Annotated in this window: 16 protein-coding genes and 2 pseudogenes; 12 read left to right on the top strand and 6 right to left on the bottom strand. The window is 68.4% G+C overall.

Going from position 1 to position 15,975, the window contains the following annotated elements:
- Positions 1–556 precede the first annotated feature (556 nt).
- The 3 genes and pseudogenes from ACIBK0_RS50520 to ACIBK0_RS50530 form a co-directional block, all read left to right on the top strand.
- Positions 557–949 (top strand): MarR family transcriptional regulator, encoded by a 393-nt coding sequence (locus ACIBK0_RS50520; protein WP_399096874.1) that lies wholly within the window; start codon positions 557–559, stop codon positions 947–949.
- 331 nt (positions 950–1,280) lie between these two features.
- Positions 1,281–1,697: an ester cyclase gene (locus tag ACIBK0_RS50525; RefSeq protein ID WP_399096877.1), complete on the top strand. Its 417-nt coding sequence runs from the start codon at positions 1,281–1,283 to the stop codon at positions 1,695–1,697.
- 519 nt (positions 1,698–2,216) lie between these two features.
- Positions 2,217–2,444, top strand: a pseudogene (locus tag ACIBK0_RS50530) (transposase domain-containing protein); the annotation flags it as partial.
- 129 nt (positions 2,445–2,573) lie between these two features.
- On the opposite strand, the gene ACIBK0_RS50535 reads toward ACIBK0_RS50530, so the two are convergent.
- Positions 2,574–2,987 carry a transposase gene (locus tag ACIBK0_RS50535; RefSeq protein ID WP_399096919.1) on the bottom strand — a complete coding sequence of 138 codons (414 nt, stop codon included), beginning with the start codon at positions 2,985–2,987 and terminating at the stop codon, positions 2,574–2,576.
- 223 nt (positions 2,988–3,210) lie between these two features.
- Between ACIBK0_RS50535 and ACIBK0_RS50540 the strand changes: the two genes are divergently transcribed.
- Positions 3,211–5,565: an FdhF/YdeP family oxidoreductase gene (locus tag ACIBK0_RS50540; RefSeq protein WP_399096880.1), complete on the top strand. Its 2,355-nt coding sequence runs from the start codon at positions 3,211–3,213 to the stop codon at positions 5,563–5,565.
- A 446-nt stretch (positions 5,566–6,011) separates the two neighbouring features.
- Here ACIBK0_RS50540 and ACIBK0_RS50545 read toward each other — a convergent pair whose 3' ends face one another.
- A complete protein-coding gene (locus ACIBK0_RS50545) occupies positions 6,012–6,251 on the bottom strand; it encodes a hypothetical protein (RefSeq protein ID WP_399096883.1) in 240 nt (79 codons plus the stop codon).
- On the opposite strand from ACIBK0_RS50545, the gene ACIBK0_RS50550 reads away from it, so the two are divergent.
- The 3 genes from ACIBK0_RS50550 to ACIBK0_RS50560 all read left to right on the top strand — a co-directional run bounded on the left by ACIBK0_RS50550 (position 6,244) and on the right by ACIBK0_RS50560 (position 8,242).
- A complete protein-coding gene (locus ACIBK0_RS50550; protein ID WP_399096886.1) occupies positions 6,244–6,498 on the top strand; it encodes a hypothetical protein in 255 nt (84 codons plus the stop codon). The genes ACIBK0_RS50545 and ACIBK0_RS50550 overlap by 8 nt on opposite strands.
- Before the next feature lie 180 nt (positions 6,499–6,678).
- Positions 6,679–6,924, top strand: a complete 246-nt coding sequence (locus ACIBK0_RS50555) for a transposase (RefSeq protein ID WP_399096889.1) — start codon at positions 6,679–6,681, stop codon at positions 6,922–6,924.
- Between the two features lie 250 nt (positions 6,925–7,174).
- Positions 7,175–8,242, top strand: a complete 1,068-nt coding sequence (locus ACIBK0_RS50560; protein ID WP_399096892.1) for a MerR family transcriptional regulator — start codon at positions 7,175–7,177, stop codon at positions 8,240–8,242.
- A 111-nt stretch (positions 8,243–8,353) separates the two neighbouring features.
- On the opposite strand, the gene ACIBK0_RS50565 is transcribed toward ACIBK0_RS50560, so the two are convergent.
- Together ACIBK0_RS50565 and ACIBK0_RS50570 are read right to left on the bottom strand one after the other, a co-directional pair.
- Entirely contained in the window at positions 8,354–8,731 is a 378-nt protein-coding gene (locus tag ACIBK0_RS50565; protein ID WP_399096895.1) for a DUF2255 family protein, read from the bottom strand.
- Positions 8,728–9,606: a helix-turn-helix domain-containing protein gene (locus ACIBK0_RS50570; RefSeq protein WP_399096898.1), complete on the bottom strand. Its 879-nt coding sequence runs from the start codon at positions 9,604–9,606 to the stop codon at positions 8,728–8,730. Before ACIBK0_RS50570 ends, ACIBK0_RS50565 begins: the two co-directional genes overlap by 4 nt.
- Positions 9,607–9,800: 194 nt before the next feature.
- Between ACIBK0_RS50570 and ACIBK0_RS50575 the strand changes: the two genes are divergently transcribed.
- Positions 9,801–10,724: an alpha/beta hydrolase gene (locus ACIBK0_RS50575; protein ID WP_399096901.1), complete on the top strand. Its 924-nt coding sequence runs from the start codon at positions 9,801–9,803 to the stop codon at positions 10,722–10,724.
- Between the two features lie 69 nt (positions 10,725–10,793).
- On the opposite strand, the gene ACIBK0_RS50580 is transcribed toward ACIBK0_RS50575, so the two are convergent.
- Positions 10,794–11,006 carry a DUF5131 family protein gene (locus tag ACIBK0_RS50580; RefSeq protein WP_399096904.1) on the bottom strand — a complete coding sequence of 71 codons (213 nt, stop codon included), beginning with the start codon at positions 11,004–11,006 and terminating at the stop codon, positions 10,794–10,796.
- Positions 11,007–11,032: 26 nt separating this feature from the next.
- Here ACIBK0_RS50580 and ACIBK0_RS50585 point away from each other — a divergent pair.
- Positions 11,033–11,547: pseudogene (locus tag ACIBK0_RS50585) on the top strand (DUF6879 family protein).
- A gap of 197 nt (positions 11,548–11,744) precedes the next feature.
- Here ACIBK0_RS50585 and ACIBK0_RS50590 read toward each other — a convergent pair.
- On the bottom strand, positions 11,745–12,338 hold the full coding sequence (locus ACIBK0_RS50590) for a TetR/AcrR family transcriptional regulator (RefSeq protein ID WP_399096907.1): 594 nt from the start codon (positions 12,336–12,338) through the stop codon (positions 11,745–11,747).
- Positions 12,339–12,592: 254 nt separating this feature from the next.
- Between ACIBK0_RS50590 and ACIBK0_RS50595 the strand changes: the two genes are divergently transcribed.
- From ACIBK0_RS50595 to ACIBK0_RS50605, 3 genes are all read left to right on the top strand, one after another.
- Entirely contained in the window at positions 12,593–13,738 is a 1,146-nt protein-coding gene (locus ACIBK0_RS50595; protein WP_399096910.1) for an FAD-dependent oxidoreductase, read from the top strand.
- Between the two features lie 293 nt (positions 13,739–14,031).
- Positions 14,032–14,685, top strand: coding sequence for a hypothetical protein (locus tag ACIBK0_RS50600; RefSeq protein WP_399096913.1), 654 nt, complete (start codon positions 14,032–14,034; stop codon positions 14,683–14,685).
- A 486-nt stretch (positions 14,686–15,171) separates the two neighbouring features.
- Positions 15,172–15,735, top strand: a complete 564-nt coding sequence (locus ACIBK0_RS50605; RefSeq protein ID WP_399096916.1) for an NADPH-dependent FMN reductase — start codon at positions 15,172–15,174, stop codon at positions 15,733–15,735.
- The last annotated feature ends 240 nt before the right edge of the window (positions 15,736–15,975 follow it).

Genomic DNA, 15,975 nt, shown 5'->3' on the forward strand with positions numbered 1-15,975 from the left:
GTCAGTCCACCACCCTGCGCGTACCGCATACCACCGACCTACCGCAGGGATCACCACACGTCACCACCCCCGACAACAACCCGAAGAGATCAGTAATGCGCATTTCATTGCTTTTGAGCGCATGGACTGCGTGGGAGCCGGCGGGCACCGCGGTGACGACAGCCCGCGGAACGGCCTGAGTGACGGTCTGCGCGATGGCCTGCGAGTTCAAGCCCGCTTCCGCGAGGAACTCGGCCCGGGAGGTCTGCCGGGGGAACCCGCCGGCCACGCCCGGGGCACACGCAGTGGGTCAGGACGCCGGCCTCATGCAGGGCCTGGGCCACCGCGGCCCCCACACCCCCGAACGCACAGAGGGCGGGGACGGACGGTCCCCCGGGCCACATCAGCCTCAAGTCAGGACACATCGGCCGGGTGGCTGCCTGCGGGCTGCCGCTGCCCGATGGCCAGAGGACGCGGATGATGTCGTGTCCTGATCCGAGGGCTACATGTCTGCTCGGCCCGCCATCGGCGTTGTACGGAACCTGGTTATGACCGTCCGGCGGCCGACTCGCGGCCGGTGGACCCACCCCTGGGGAAGAACATGATCGACTGCGATCCGTCGGACACCACACGGCGGCCTCCACTCATCCTGTGGAGCCTGGGTCTCCTGCACGGCGAGTTGCGGGCACTGCACGGTCTGGCGCTCCACGACTACCTCATTCTCGGTGCCCTCGCCGAAGCCAAGGGTCGGCCCGTGCCCGTGGCCCAGCTGACGGCGTTCCTGCAGGAATCGGGGAACAGGATGTCCTCCCTCCTCAAGCGCCTGCAGGCGGCCGGACTGATCGAACGCGATCGCCGTGACGGAGATCGCAGGACGGTCGAGGTCACCCTGACCGACGCAGGACGTGCCAGATTCGCCAACGCGGAGAGGACCGCGCACGCGCGGCTGCGCCAGCATCTCGTCCCTTGACTGGTCGCCACTCAGCGGTCGTCAGCCAGTATCCAGTCGTCGTCGGCAGGCTCGAGGGCTTGGCGGTTCTACGGCCTTCGCCCCGCCGGCTCCTCCCGCTCCGACGCTGCCCTCACGGACACGGGCCTCCGCGGGGGCGGGATCACCGGCCCTCCATCGGTCTGGACCTCGACAATCGGTGCTCCACGTCCGCGACAGGCCCAGCGCCGCCGGAGGCTTGCCGCGTAGACATGCTGGAGGCGAGCGGCCGATGTACGGTCGGTATACGGCGTAGGTGCCAACTTCCCAGCCGACGAACAGGCTGGTGCCCCAGACACGCCCGGGAGTGCCCATGGCTCAGCGAGCAAACATCGCCGCACAGACTGCTTTCGGAGAGGCCGTCGTCACCGGCAACCTGGACACTCTCGACGAGATCGTCGCACCCAATTCGGTCGACCATGATCCCGCCCCTGGACAGGTGCAGGGGCCCGAAGGGTACAAGGTCATGTTCGGCGAGTTGCGAGCAGCTTTCCCCGACTTGCACGTCGAGGTAGAGCACTTGGTGGCCACCGATGACGAGTTGGCCTTCGCCTACGTGATCACCGGGACGCATCTGGGACCGCTCATGGGGCAGCCACCGACCGGCAAGAAGGTGAGCTACCGAGGCATGCAGATCAGCCGCTTCGACAGCAACGGCAAGCTCGTCGAGCGCTGGGGCAGCAGCGACGAACTTGGCATGCTGCGTCAACTCGGCCTGGCTGAGATATGAAGCCGTCTCTCAACCGATCTCGGAACGTGCAAGTCGAACGGAGTTCCTGGTCGGGTGCTCTTCCGACCATACGTGCATGACGGCAGAGCCTCCTGGTAGCTCGGGGCTGCGACGCCATTCCGAGCTGTTCCCGGAGGCCCTGTTGTCGTTGTTGCACGCGCCCGAGCCCGTTGACTTCAACTCGCCCGCCATGTCGTGCGATTGCCTCGCGCACGTGTACGGGAATGCAGCCGACCTTCCGACCGGGTGTGCCGGTATCCGTCGGACATGACGGCCGCGGAGTGGGCGGCCGTGCGGTCGTTGCTGCCGGTGCCGGCCTGGCTTCAGGGACGGGGCGGGCAGCCTGAGGGCTACTGCCACCGCCAGATGCTGGACCAATGCCACGAAGTTAAGAATGCAGCGGCGGTGTCAAGGGTGGGTGAGGCACGAGAGGGGCCTCTGCTATCCAGGGGACGACCAAGATCTTCCTGAGAAAGCAGAGGCTCAGTGGCCCACTTTGTCACGGGCGGAACCGGTGACGTGTTCGCGCCCGGTCACATCGGTGAATTAACCCAGGTCATCCCACCCGAGTTGGTCGATGCGGTACTGGACGAGAGCGGGGCGCGCGAGCGACGACTTCGGAGCCTCCCCTCTCGCGTCGGGGTGTACTTCGTGCTCGCGCTCGGGCTGTTCGAGCATCTGGACACCGGACTGGTATGGGGCAAACTCGCAGCCGGACTGGCCGCCCGGGTGCCGCAGCCGTCGGAGAAGGCACTTCGCGATCTGCGTCGGCGGGTCGGGGTGGCCCCGCTCAAGCGGCTGTTCGACGTGCTGGCCGGCCCGCTGGCCCAGCCGTCCACACCCGGAGTCGCTACCGCCGCTGGCGCACGGTCGCCTTCAACGGCTGCGGGAGCCTGTCCGTCCCCGACCACGAGCGCAACCGGGCCTGGCTCGGCCGCACCGAACGCCCGGCTGATGCTCATGACCCTGTACGAAACCGACACCCGCGGCCTGATCGCAGCGGTCTTGGGCCCCGCCTCCAAGGGCGAGACCGACTACGCCCACGACCTGATCCGCCACCTGACCCCGAACATGCTCCTCCTGGCGGACCGCGCCTTCCTTGGCATCGGTTTTCCCCATGCCCCGGTAGCCGGCCGAGGCACGGTTGACGGCCATACCGGGCAGGTAGACGAGTTGCTGAGCGTGGTTGAGCAGCAGGTTGACCAGCAAGGCGGCCATACCGTCGGCGACGTCGACCGCCCAGACCACGTCCTCGTCCAACGCGAGAACATCAGCCAGCAGGGCCAGCACGGTGTTCTTCAAGGTCGTCGACTGGCCGGTTGGTCTGTTGTTCCTGGGCCTGTTCGCGATCTACTTCTTCGATTTCTTCGCCTCGATCGGACTCAAAGATCGGCGAACGCACGCTGGGATTCTTCCACATTGCGACCGGCGGCTGGCTCATGTATCTCGCGTACGCCGCTGCGGTCAACTTCGCCCTCGCATACCATTGGCCCATACAGGCAAAGAGGCGGCCATGGCTGAGCAACCAACCCATCCGACCGGTACGAACACATCGGCGGGCGGCCCTCCGCCCGCATCGGAACCGACATCGTCGGGTCCCAAGAAGTCCAGCGCGGGAATTCACGGCATCACCGAATCCGCGCACTATTCCATCGAGGAAATGGGACCGAAGCGGAGTCTGCAGACGCTGCTGTCGGTGAACCACGTGGACGGCTTCGACTGCCCGAGTTGCGCATGGGGCGATCCCGATCCCGACCACCGGAAGATCGCGGAGTTCTGCGAGAACGGCGCGAAGGCCGTCGCCTGGGAGGCCACCCGCAAACGGGTGGACGTGGCGTTCTTCGCCGAGCACTCCATCGCCGACCTGCGGGAACGCGACGGCCACTGGCTGGAGGCGCAGGGCCGGCTGGCCCAGCCGATGCACCTTGCCCCTGGCGCCACGCACTATGCGCCCATCACCTGGAAGGACGCGCTCACGCTCACCGCTGATCGCCTGCGCGGCCTCGCCGATCCGGACCGTGCCGTGTTCTACACCAGCGGCCGCACCAGCAATGAGGCCGCCTTCCTCTATCAGCTGCTGGCGCGCCGGCTCGGCACGAACAACCTGCCCGACTGCTCGAACATGTGCCACGAATCCAGCGGCGCGGCCCTGACCGAGACGCTCGGCGTCGGCAAGGGCCTCATCACCTACGCGGACATCACCGAGCACGCCGATCTGATCATCATCGTGGGACAGAATCCCGGCACTTGCCACCCCCGCATGCTCACCGCGCTCGAGGAGGCCAAGCAACGCGGCGCGCGCATCATCGCCGCCAACCCGCTCCCCGAGGCCGGCTTCGCCCGCTTCCACAACCCGCAGACCGCCCGCGGCCTGGCCGGTCCGGGTACGAAGCTCGCCGACCGCTACCTCCCGGTGCGCATCAACGGCGACCTGGCTCTGTTCGCGGGACTGAACCGCGCGCTGATCGAGCAGGAGGACGCCCGGCCGGGCTCCGCCCTCGACCATGAATTCATCGACCGGTACTGCGACGGATTCGAGGCGGCCGCGGCCGCATGGCGCGCCCTGGACTGGTCGCGGATCGAGACGCTGAGCGGTCTGTCCCGCCGCCGGATCAAGGACTGCGCCGCCGAAGTATTGGCCGCCGACAGCGTGATCGTCTGCTGGGCGATGGGGCTCACCCAGCACCGCAACGCGGTGGCCACCATCCGCGAGATCGTCAACTTCCATCTGCTGCGCGGCAACATCGGGCGCCCCGGTGCTGGCCCCGCCCCGATCCGCGGACACAGCAATGTCCAGGGCGACCGCACCATGGGCATCTGGGAGAAGATGCCAGACACGTTCCTGGACAAGCTGCGCGAGGAGTTCGGATTCGATCCCCCCCGTGCCCACGGCCTGGACACCGTCGACTCGATCAGGGCAATGCGCGACGGCAAAGTCGACGTGTTCATCGGCCTCGGCGGCAACTTCGCCGCGGCCACGCCCGACACAGAGGTCACCGAGGCCGCCCTGGCCACCTGCGCCCTCACCGTCCACGTTGCGACCAAACTGAACCGGTCCCATCTGTGCCACGGCACCGAGGCGCTGCTCCTGCCCTGCCTCGGCCGCACGGAGCGCGACCAGCAGCCCTCCGGCGAACAGTTCGTCACGGTCGAGGACACCATGGCCATGGTGCACGCCTCGCGCGGACGCCTCCTTCCCGGATCCCCGCACCTGCGCAGCGAGGTCGCGATCGTCGCCGACCTCGGGCACACGCTGTTCGGCGACGACCTCGGCTGGCGCGCCATGCGCGACGACTACGCCCTGATCCGCCGCCACATCGAGCACATCGTCCCCGGATTCCACGCCTTCGAACAGCGCGTCCGGCAGCCCGGCGGCTTCATGCTCCCCCGAGCACCGCGCGACTCACGCACCTTCCCCACCTCGACCGGCAAGGCCCGCTTCACCGTCAACCCACCGACCGCACACGAAGTCCCCCCAGGACACCTGCTGTTGACGACGGTACGGTCGCACGACCAGTTCAACACCACCGTCTACGGCCTCGACGACCGCTACCGCGGCATCAAGGGCGGGCGGCGCGTCGTCTTCCTCAACCGGGACGACCTACGCGAACTCCACCTGCACGACGGCGACCTGGTCGACCTGGTCAGCGTCAACCCCGACGGTGAACGCCGCGCCCCCGGCTTCCGCGCCGTCCGCTATCCCACACCCCGCGGCTGCGCCGCCGCCTACTACCCGGAGACGAACGTGCTGGTCGCCCTGGACTCCACGGCAGAGACCAGCAACACCCCCACGACCAAATCCATCGTCATCCGCGTCGAGCCCGTTTCGTTAACCACCCAGCCGACCTTGCGCCGGATGAGTTCCTGATGGGAAGCCCTCCCAGCCCCGGCGGCCTGCGGAAGGGCAGGGCACGCAGGGTCCAGGTGACGGCTGCGGTGGCGGCAAGGCGTAGCGGTAAGCAGACCGTGCTGCCGCAGCAGCGTGGTGACCCTGTTCGGGGTGCGGGGCCGGCCGGGGAACTTTCGTGACGGCAGGAGAGGGGTTCGTCCCGTGCCGGACGCTGTGCTCGAGGTCGGATATGCGGCGCAGCAGCCCGTGTCGACGATCCGGCAGCGGGCGGCCCGGTCGGATGCCTCACGCAGCGTGTCGTGTGACATTTGCGCGGGCCCTCGCCGGGGCGGGTGCGACGGCCGTGGGTAGGGTGGCGACATGTACACGCGGGGGCGCAGACTCAGATTCACAGCGGTGTCGGCGATGGTCGTGCTGGCCCTGACCGGGTTCTCGTCGGGCCGTGGTCACGGGAGCCGCAGCCATCACAGCGGTGGCGGGGGCGGTTGCAGCAGCTCCAGCCAGGACCACGACAGTTCGTCGACGTCGGGCAGCGGTGGCTCGCACGGCAGCTCGTCCGGCAGTGACGCGTATGACTCCGGGACGAGTACCGGTGGCAGCGGCGGCGGTACGTACCGTTCGCGGCCCACCCACCGTTCCACCCCTACGGCGTCCTCCTCCAGCGATACCGCCCGGCCCATGAAGGACGGCACCGCCGTGCTCATACACTGCGCGAGCACGGACGACCCGTACGCGACCGTCGAGGTCAGCAACCCGAACGGACGCGAGGGCCTCTTCACCGTGAAGATCAGCTTCAAGAACGAGCACGGCTTCACCATCATCGACACTGGCGATCAGGTGTCGGTGCCCGCGAAGGACAAAGCAACCGTCCGGGTGCCCGTTGCCAGCACGGGGCGCGTGGACGAGATCGATCGCTGCGAGGTCAATCCACGGGCCACTGCCGACCGGTGACGGCCCGCGGAGCTCACCGCGTCCGGAAACCGCCTGGGCGCCGCGCGACGACCAGCTCCGCCTGCCGGTCCCCCGGCAGCTTACCGAGGAAATGGGCACCGACTCCTGGGCGCGGCCGCCGTACCCCTCGGCCCCACCGCGGACCTCGGCATCGTCGCCGTCACCGCGGCCGCCGTCGGGATGAGGCAATTCATCGCCGAGCGGGACTGGCTGACGGTCTACCAGCTGCCGCCATACTCACCCGACCTCAACCCAGTCGAAGGCATCTGGTCCATCCTCGGGGGCACCGCGCTGGCCAACCGTGCCTTCGCGGATCCCGGGGATCTGATCACCGTCGTCGGGCAAGGATTGCGCCGGCTCCAGTACCGCGGTGGCGCACTCGATGGCTGTCTTGCCGGAACAGGACTTGTCCGCGCCGGACCATGAGGGCCTGCGCATTCAAGGCCAGTGGGCCGTATGTCCGCTGCGCCGTGGCGAAGTGGGGGCGTCGGGCGATCCGATGGCCCCCTTGGGGGGCAGCATCTGCGTCTGCCGACAGTCTCGCCTCAGTGTCGTCGGCCTGCAGCGCCGGTCTTCCGCTGTCAGGAGATCCGCTTCGGTGTCACGAGATCGGATCCGGAGCCGGGTTGACCCTCGACCTTGTGCAGGGCTCAGAGTGCTGGGTGTGGAGAACGACATGCGCAGCATTGGAGAGATGGCCCGCGACAGCGGCCTGGGCGTAGGCACCCTGCGGTTCTACGACCGTGCCGGTGTGCTGGTCCCGGCCTGGGTGGATCCGGTGAGCGGTTACCGCTGGTACGAGCCTGAGCAGTTCGAAGAGGCCCGGCTGCTGGCCCGCTTGCGCCGGGCCGGGATGCCGCTGGCGGACATCCGGCTGGTGCTGGCCAGCTGGTCCGGCGCGGACACCGATCTGGTCCGGAAACTGCTCAAGGCGCACCTGCGCCGTCTCGAGCAGGGGCTGTCCGATGCCCGCAGTGATTTCTCCGTGCTCCGAGCACTACTCGATCACCGGGAGAATGTTATGACCTCGCTCCGCATTGTCACCGTCCGGCTGTCCATCGCCGCGCCCGAGCTGGCGGCCGTGCTGGACACGGTTCGTTTCGCGGCGAGCACCGACCCCGAGCTGCCGATGCTCGGCGGGGTCCTGTTCGACATCGAGGGTGAGAGCCTTCATGTCGTGGCCACCGACCGATACCGACTGGCTGTCGCGCAGGCCGGTATCGCCGGGCACGACGGCAGCCGAGTGCAGGTCATCGTGCCCACCCCGCTCGTCGACGCGATGCGGGCGCTGTTGGACAGCGAAGGACCGGTGCGGCTGTCTATCGACGGTGATCGCGTGACACTGGAGGCCGCAGGCAGGCTGGCAGCCGGTCAGTGCCTCGACCACGACTTCCCCGACTACCGTCGTCTCCTGCCCCGGGCCGGCGGACTCCGAACCGTCGTCGAGGTGGCGGCCTTCCGGAAGGCTTTGGAGACTGGTCCTGTCCGTTCCGAAGAGGCCGGAGCGCCCGACCTCAGCGTGCTCAGCGTGGAGGACGGTGGCACGGTGACCCTGTGCACTGATGTTGACGAAGACCCGAACCGCGTCGCCGTCAACCGTGAGTTCCTGCTGGATGCGCTGGCCGCCGGGGCCCGGGACCAACTGATTCTGGAGCTCGGCGCGCCCACAGTGCCGATCGCGATCCGCCGACCCGACGACGAGGACACCTTCTCGATCCTGATGCCGGTCCGTCTGGAGAACTGACGGTGCGTTCACCTTGATCCGGCTCCGCCCAGACCAATCGGGCGGAGCCGGATCAAGGTGTTGGGGAACCCATAAGGGCGACAGATGCGCCATGGTCGAGGCCCCGTTCCGTCAGCGGACCAGGCCCACGGCGCCGTTCGATAAGGGCGCCGGGTCGATCCGTATCGTCGCGGCGTGTGCCGCGATGGCGCCGGCCGTCTTTCCGTACTTGTTCCGGTAGGCGGCGTCGATCTCGGAGGCGGGCCTGGTGTCACGGGTTTCCAGGAGGACGTCGCGGGTGACGGCCCCCACCCGGATGTGTCCGTGGCGGTGCTTGTACGCCGCCTGGTACCAGCTGGAGCGGACCCCTCGGTAGGCGCGGACATACAGCTCGCCACCAACCAGGACCATACCGATCTCCACACCAAGGTGATCGTCGTCCCCGGCGGTTAGGACGAGGGATTCGGACCCGGTGAGAAGAGCGAGATCTTCGGGTGGCCAGGTGGTCATCGCGTCATGTCCTCCGTTCGGTCGGTGCTCGGTTGCTGGGTGGTCCATGAGGTGAGGATGCGCAGGGCGTCGTGGGAGGGGCTGCCGGGTTCGGCGGTCAGGATCATCAGGCGCTGTCCGGAGCCGTCGGGGCTGGTCCAGGTGTCGCAGTCGAGGGTGAGGTCGCCCACCAGGTGGTGGCGGTAGTGCTTGGTGCCGTAACTGGCGCTGTTGACGCGGTGTTCGGCCCACCATGTGCGGAAGTCGGGGTCCTGGAGGGACAGTTCGCCGACGAGCTGGGCGAGGTCGGGATCGTCGGGGTCGGCCGCGGCCTCCATGCGCAGCGCGGCGACGGCTTCCCTGGCGTCGTGGGCCCAGTCCTGGTGCAGTTGCCGGACCACCGGGTTCGTGAACAGCAGCCGCATGTAGTTGCGCCGGTTCCCCGGGAGGGCGGCGAAGTCGGTGTAGAGGGCTATGGCCGCGGGGTTCCAGGCCAGGATGTCCAGGCGTTTGCCAAGGACGAGTGCGGGGGTCTCGGTGAGCTGGTCGAGCAGACGTCGCATGGCTGGACGCAGGCGTTGGGCGGGCCGGCGGCGGCGCGGGTGAGCGTCGCTTCGGCCGGCGAGTTCGTAGAGGTACTGCTGCTGGTCGTCGTCGAGGCGCAGGGCGCGGGCCAGGGTGGTCAGCACGGGTACGGATGCCCGGACGCGGCCCTGTTCCAGTCGTGTGTAGTAGTCGACGCTGATGGCGGCGAGCTGGGCGACCTCCTCGCGGCGCAGTCCGGCGACTTTGCGGGCCGAGTCCGTCTCGGGAAGGCCGCACTCTTGCGGTGTCAGCTGGGCCCGGCGGGCCTTGAGGAAGGCGCCCAGCGCCCGGGAGTCGGAGTCTGCAGTCATGCTCTTAAGTGTCCTTGCGCCGCGACGGCCACTGCACCTGTGTGAGGGGGCAAGTTCTTTCCCAGGCAGAAACCTGGCTCTCCCGCTCGTGCGGAGACTGACAGAACGTGGATGTGTGCCCGGCAGGGTGCGGGCCCCGAGTCCGCCGCGCCGGTGCGTTACGACACGTCATCACCTCTCAGGGAGAGTGCCTCATGGCCCAGACCACCGTCAGCTTCGACAGCGCCGGCATCCCGCTGGCCGGCCACCTCTATACCCCCGACACGCCGGCATCGGGTCCGCGGCCGGCGCTGGTGGTCGGTCACCCCGGCACCAGCGTGAAGGAACAGACCTCCGGCACGTACGCGCAGCGGATGGCCGAGCGCGGCTTCGTCACCCTCGCCTTCGACGCCGCCCACCAGGGCGAGTCCGGCGGCCTGCCCCGTGGCCTGGAAGACCCCGCTCAGCGGGTAGAGGACTTCAAAGCCGCCGTCTCCTACCTCACCACCCGCGACGACGTCGATGCCGACCGCATCGGGCTGCTGGGCATCTGCGCCTCCGGCGGGTACTCGCTGGCCGCCACTGGCGGCGACCACCGCGTCAGGGCCGTGGCCACCGTGTCCACCGCCGAACCCGCCCGCCAGTTCCGTCTCGGCGCCGACGGCACCCAGGACCCGGCCGTCTTCCAGGCCCTGCTGGACGCTGCCGCCGCGGCCCGAAGCGCCGCCGCACGCGGCGAGGACCCCGGCACGATGACCATGTTCCCGGAGACCGCCGAGCAGGCCCGCGCGCTCGGCGGCCAGCACGGCGGCGAAGGCTTCGAGTACTACTGCACCCCGCGCGGCCAGCACGAACGCTCCGCGAAGACCCTGGCCTGGGAGAGCATCGACCGGATGGCCTTCCACGACGCGTTCTTCGCCATCCCGCTGATCGGCCCCCGCCCCATCCTCCAGATCATCGGCGAACGCGCCGTCACCGCCTGGATGGCCGTCGAGGCCCACCAGCGCGCCACTGGCCCCAGGGAGATCCACTGGATCAAGGACGCCAGCCACGTCGACCTCTACGACAAGAAGGAGTACATCGACCCCGCCATCGACAAGCTCACCGACTTCTACACCAGCCACCTCACCACCGACTGACGAGCACTCCGCGACGGGTAAGGACCTCATGGACGTACGATCTGCGCGCCCTCTCCGCGAGCGTCCTGATTACGCAAAATCGCCAGTTTCACACCCCTCCACGGCCGCCGTGGAGGGGTACTCATCCCAGGTCCGGCCATCGAGCAGACGGCCGCCGGCCTTCGGGGTCAGCCCGCCGACCTGCTTGAAGAACAGAGCCCCCCGGAGATCGACACACCGGTCTCGAATGTCGCGGACCCAGGTCAAGGCCAGCGACCGGTGTGTCCGCAGCCCGGCCCGCATGGTGCCGATCCTCAGGAAGGCGTGTGATGACGCAGAGCGTGCCGAGCTTCGTTGAGCTCTGGACGGCGCGCAGCGCACGGCCGTCCACCTGGAGATGCGCGACCCCTACGGTGTCGCCGACGAGGCCGACGATTTCGCGCACTGGAAGAGCACCGGTGAGCGTGACATCGACCCTGGCTCGCCGTACTGGGCGCCGTGGGTGGAACTGATCCGCCGCACTGTCGGCCGTGGTGTGGCCGTGCGTCGTGCCCGCATCGTGTCCGAGCCGGTCAGCACGTACATCCGCTACGAGCACGCGGCCACGCGCGTCAATGTGGAAGCGGGCGAGCAGGTGCGGTGGCTTCCCCGTCGGCGCGCCTCGGACATCGCCCTTCCGGGCAACGACTTCTGGCTGGTCGACGACCGCCTGGTCCGCCCCTCGGCCCGCCGCCGGGCAGGGTGGGCGTGGCGGTGTCGCGGGAGGCAGGCAGTCGCGCTGAGGAAGTTCAGAGCCTGGTGGCAGCCTCGTCCGCGGCAGGGGAAGTGGCGACCGTCGAGATAGGTGAGCCGCTTGGATGCGCTGCCGTCCCACAACGCCAGCCCGCCGGCGTAGTCGGTCGCGGCCAGAAGCTTGCCGTCCAGGCTGAAGGTGGCCTAAGGACTGGGATCAGAATGAGGTGCTCCCTGCTCGGGAATGAGGGGATGTCACTTCTCATTGCCGGGCTGAGGGGTGACTGCGACCGATACGCATGGTGGGGGCTACGGCGCAGACGGCTTGCTGGGCGGTTCCCAGCCGTGTGTGAGGATGTCGAAGATTGCCTCGACGGCGGCTCGACGGTCCTGCCGACCGCGAGCGAGGGCCGGGATGTCGAGTACGAATCGAGCAAGAGCCACACATGCGAGCTCGTCGTGGTCCACTCCGACCTCGTCGGCGATGGCTGCGCTGAGGCTGTCGGTGTACCTGGTCCACATGCGTTCGGCGTACGCGCGGAGCACCGGCGTGGAGTCCACCAGGTGGGTGAACTCGGCCGCCTGAGGATGTGCCTCGATCGAGGGCCAGGTGTCGAGGACGTGCCGTCGGAGGGCGTCGAGGATGCTCTGACCGGAGGGCCGCTGCCGCACCGCGGCGATCAGTTCTGTCTCCCGGTCCTGGTCTTGGTCGAATACCAGCGCTTCCTTACCGCTGAAGTGCTTGAACACCGTAGCGGTCGACACGTCGGCGGCGTCGGCGATGTCACGGATGCCTACTTGATCGTAGCCACGCTCCAGAAAGAGCTGCAGTGCGGCGTCGGCGATTGCCTGCCGGGTGGCCGCTTTCTTGCGGTCGCGGCGGCTGACGGGGGGCACGGTCATGGCTAGAGCGTATCCGATAGTCGAACCCATCGCTAAGTAGAGTCGTTGTACTTTTCTTCTCGTTCTGATTTTATGAGGTTGTGAGCACCTGGGCGGCACGTCCTTGCCGGCATGGTCATCGTCTGCACCGCACCGCCCGTCGCCGTCCTGCCCCTTGGGGGAACGCTCGAGGGGCGTCCACGACCGAGGCCTACGCCGGAATGCCCCGCCCCTTTCGCCCGATAACTCCTCTTCGCCGAGTGGAAGGAACAACCATGAACTCCCCAGAGCCCGCCAACGCCAGCATCAGCGTCATCGGCGCCGGACCCGGCGGACTGACCTGCGCCCGCATCCTCCAGCAGCGCGGCATCGCGGTCACCATCTACGACCGCGACCCGGGCCCCGACGCCCGCAACCAGGGCGGCACCCTCGACCTGCACGCCGACAATGGCCAGGTCGCCCTGCGCGAAGCCGGCCTGCTCGACGAGTTCTTCGCCCTCGCCCGTCCCGAAGGGCAGGAAATGCGCCAGATGGACCCGACCGGCGCGATCACATCCCACCAAGTCCCGGCGCCCGACGAGCTCTTCAAACCGGAAATCGACCGCGGCCAGCTGCGCAACCTGCTGCTCGACTCACTGCAGCCGGGAACCGTGCACTGGGGCCGCGCCCTCGACACGATCAGCGGAGCCGCCGACGGGCCGCGGCAATTGCACTTCGCCGACGGCACGCGCATCGAGACAGATCTGGTCATCGGCGCCGACGGCGCCTTCTCCCGGGTACGCCCGACCGTGTCCCCCGCCATCCCCGAGTACACCGGGGTCAGCTTCCTGGAAGCACGGTTCTCCGACGTCGAGAACCGACACCCCGAGATTGCCGATCTGGTCGGTTCGGGCAGCGCCCACGCAGCCGACGGCGAACGCGGCCTGTTCGCCCAGCGCAACAGCGGAAACCACATCCGCGTCTACATCATCCAACGCGTCCCGGCCGACTGGATCAGCATCAAGGGTCTGACCGCCGAGGACACCGACGGCATTCGCGCTGTGCTACGCGACGAGTACGCCCGCTGGTCGCCCCGCATGGGCCAGATGATCACCGAAAACGACGGCCCCTACATCCACCGCCCGATCCTCGCCCTCCCTGTCCCGCACACCTGGGGCCACAACGCGACGGTGACCCTGCTCGGCGACGCCGCCCACCTCATGCCCCCGCTCGGCGTCGGCGTCAACCTCGCCATGCTCGACGCCAGCGAACTCGCCCTCGCCCTCGCGAACGCCGCCACCGTCGACGACGCCATCCGCACCTACGAGAAGACCATGCTCCCCCGCTCCACCGAGACGGCCAAGGCCCTCGAACACGGCGCCGAACACCTGCTGTCCGTCGACGCACCCGACTTCGGCGGCGACAACGACGCCCAGCCCTAGGACTGGGATCAGAACGAGGTCTTCAGCCGGCGCCAGCAGATGACGGCGCAGCCCAAGGTAACGAAGGCTTGGTGGATGTCGTCGCGGATCTCCCCGCCCACGGGTTGATGCCGCACGCCTTACGGTCCCTCCATTTTCGGATGAGACACGACAGGGAACATCCGGTTCCACTCGTGCGTACTATCTCTACACTTCCGCAGGCCGCGGCAGTTGTGTCCCGGGGGTGGGCCAGCCATCACAGACGGGACACCGCTCTTAATCCGTTCGCGGACATCACCCCTCTTTTCACCACCGTGCCCGCGGACCGAAGAAAGGCCCATGTCATGCCTGAAAGCCAGACCCACACCACCGAGTTGACCTCGCAGTACCTCGCCCAGGTGACGGGCGACCTTGAGCGCAATACCAAGGAGCAGGAACGTATCGCTGCGGACATCGAAGCCCTGCAGGAGCAGTTGCATGCCCTGCAGCACGATCACACCGTGCTGGTGAACGTGCAGCAGGCACTGGGCGGCGCACGCCCCGCCACCGAGGCAGACACCATGGCGGCGCCGGCCGTGCCCCACCAGGCATCCGCCGCACCCACGCAGAGCAAGCCGGAGAAGGCCGCCGCCACGGTTGCGAAGAAGACGGCGCCCAAGAAGAACGCCGCCAAGGCCTCACCCCGGCAGGCATCCAAGACAGCCACCAAGCCCACCCTCGTCGACCTGATCCGCGGCCACCTCGAGCAGCAGAGCGAGCCGCGTTCCGCCGCCGAAATTTCCGCCGCGCTCACCCAGGCCCACCCCGACCGCAACATCAAGACAACCGTCGTGCGCACCACCCTCGAAAATCTGGTCGCCAAGAGCCATGCGCACCGCACCAAGCAGGGTTCATCCGTCTTCTACACCACGACGCCAGCGGCAAAGCCCGTTGCGGCCGAACCGCAGCAGGAGGCAGTGGCCGGCTGACCATCTGTGTCGGCCTCATCGCACGGCCACCAGGCCGTGGTCCGACGGCACCTGGGCCGAACGCCCGCGTCAGGCCCAGCCGGTGGGGCAGCGGAACGGACCGGGACGGCGCCGAGCGCACCACGAGCAGATTCTGCCGGGGGCCTTCTCCCACGGCTCGGTGGCAGCGGTACGCGAGCAGGCGGCGCAGCACCGGTGCGTCGCGGACGGGCAGGGCGGTTACTGAGCGGGCGAAGCGACAAAACCGGCGCCTCATGGACCTACGGCTCCAGAGCGCCTGCTGTTGCTACGCTCTCCGCCCCGTGGAACACCACCTGCTCCTGCTGCTGTGGGGCCGAACGCCGGTCCGCGAGGCGGCATGCGCCTGGGAGGGGCGACCGCATGCCGGCCAGCGGGTCCTGGACGGCCCCTTGACCCTGATCGGTGTTACCCGTTCCCGCGCCTTGCCCTTGGCGGGTCGCGGCACCAGGGCAGTAGGTTGAGCGGATGTCGACGCTGCCGGTGATCCTGTTGCTGTCGGGGAGTCTGAGGTCCGGCTCCACCAACGAGTCGGTGCTGCGCACCGCGCAGGCCGTGGCGCCCGCCCCGGTGCGCACGGTCCTGTACGACGCTCTGGCGGCGCTTCCGCACTTCAACCCCGATGACGACACCGACCCGTTGCCGTGTCCGGTGGCCGGGTTGCGGGCGGCGATCAGCCAGGCGGCCGGCATCCTGATCTGTACCCCGGAGTACGCTGGCACCTTGCCGGGTTCGTTCAAAAACCTGCTGGACTGGACGGTCGGCGGCACCGAGATCTGCGACAAGCCGGTGGCTTGGATCAACGCGGCTGCCCCGGGCCGCGGCCAGGGCGCAGAGGCCACACTGCGGGCGGTACTCGGCTACACCGGCGCCGACATCGTGGAGCCGGCCTGCGCGAACATTGTGGTGGACCGTGGGACGGTCGGCGCGGACGGACTCATCAACGATCCGGGAGTACGTGAGCAGCTCAGCAAGGTGCTTACGCTGCTGGCGGGGTCCCACGGGCGGGCCGCTGCGATCGAGGGGGCGTGAGCGGCGGTTGCCGGGTCGCCGGCGAAACCGCGGCCGGATCGCGGCGGCGGTGACGGCCTGAACGGCGCAGGACAACGCCGTTCCCGTACAGGCTGGTTGCCCTGGCCCGGACCACGTCGTAACCGGTAGCCGGCCAGCGGCTCTTCTAGGAGTTGTCTTCAAATGTCACGCCCACATCAGGAGCGAGGCGAGGGTGACAGCTGCCTGGTAGGACTCGGCGGTCTTGTCGTAGCGGGTCGC

Origin of the sequence: Streptomyces sp. NPDC050564 (genome assembly GCF_044457265.1) — a bacterium.
Taxonomy (GTDB): Bacteria; Actinomycetota; Actinomycetes; order Streptomycetales; family Streptomycetaceae; genus Streptomyces.

Bases quoted from the DNA above. Each gene is read 5' to 3' on its own strand.
- ACIBK0_RS50525 (WP_399096877.1), top strand. From the start codon at position 1,281: ATGGCTCAGCGAGCAAACATCGCCGCACAGACTGCTTTCGGAGAGGCC.
- ACIBK0_RS50540 (WP_399096880.1), top strand. From the start codon at position 3,211: ATGGCTGAGCAACCAACCCATCCGACCGGTACGAACACATCGGCGGGC.
- ACIBK0_RS50545 (WP_399096883.1), bottom strand. From the start codon at position 6,251: ATGAGCACGGCGGTGCCGTCCTTCATGGGCCGGGCGGTATCGCTGGAG.
- ACIBK0_RS50555 (WP_399096889.1), top strand. From the start codon at position 6,679: ATGAGGCAATTCATCGCCGAGCGGGACTGGCTGACGGTCTACCAGCTG.
- ACIBK0_RS50560 (WP_399096892.1), top strand. From the start codon at position 7,175: ATGCGCAGCATTGGAGAGATGGCCCGCGACAGCGGCCTGGGCGTAGGC.
- ACIBK0_RS50565 (WP_399096895.1), bottom strand. From the start codon at position 8,731: ATGACCACCTGGCCACCCGAAGATCTCGCTCTTCTCACCGGGTCCGAA.
- ACIBK0_RS50570 (WP_399096898.1), bottom strand. From the start codon at position 9,606: ATGACTGCAGACTCCGACTCCCGGGCGCTGGGCGCCTTCCTCAAGGCC.
- ACIBK0_RS50575 (WP_399096901.1), top strand. From the start codon at position 9,801: ATGGCCCAGACCACCGTCAGCTTCGACAGCGCCGGCATCCCGCTGGCC.
- ACIBK0_RS50580 (WP_399096904.1), bottom strand. From the start codon at position 11,006: ATGCGGGCCGGGCTGCGGACACACCGGTCGCTGGCCTTGACCTGGGTC.
- ACIBK0_RS50590 (WP_399096907.1), bottom strand. From the start codon at position 12,338: ATGACCGTGCCCCCCGTCAGCCGCCGCGACCGCAAGAAAGCGGCCACC.
- ACIBK0_RS50595 (WP_399096910.1), top strand. From the start codon at position 12,593: ATGAACTCCCCAGAGCCCGCCAACGCCAGCATCAGCGTCATCGGCGCC.
- ACIBK0_RS50605 (WP_399096916.1), top strand. From the start codon at position 15,172: ATGTCGACGCTGCCGGTGATCCTGTTGCTGTCGGGGAGTCTGAGGTCC.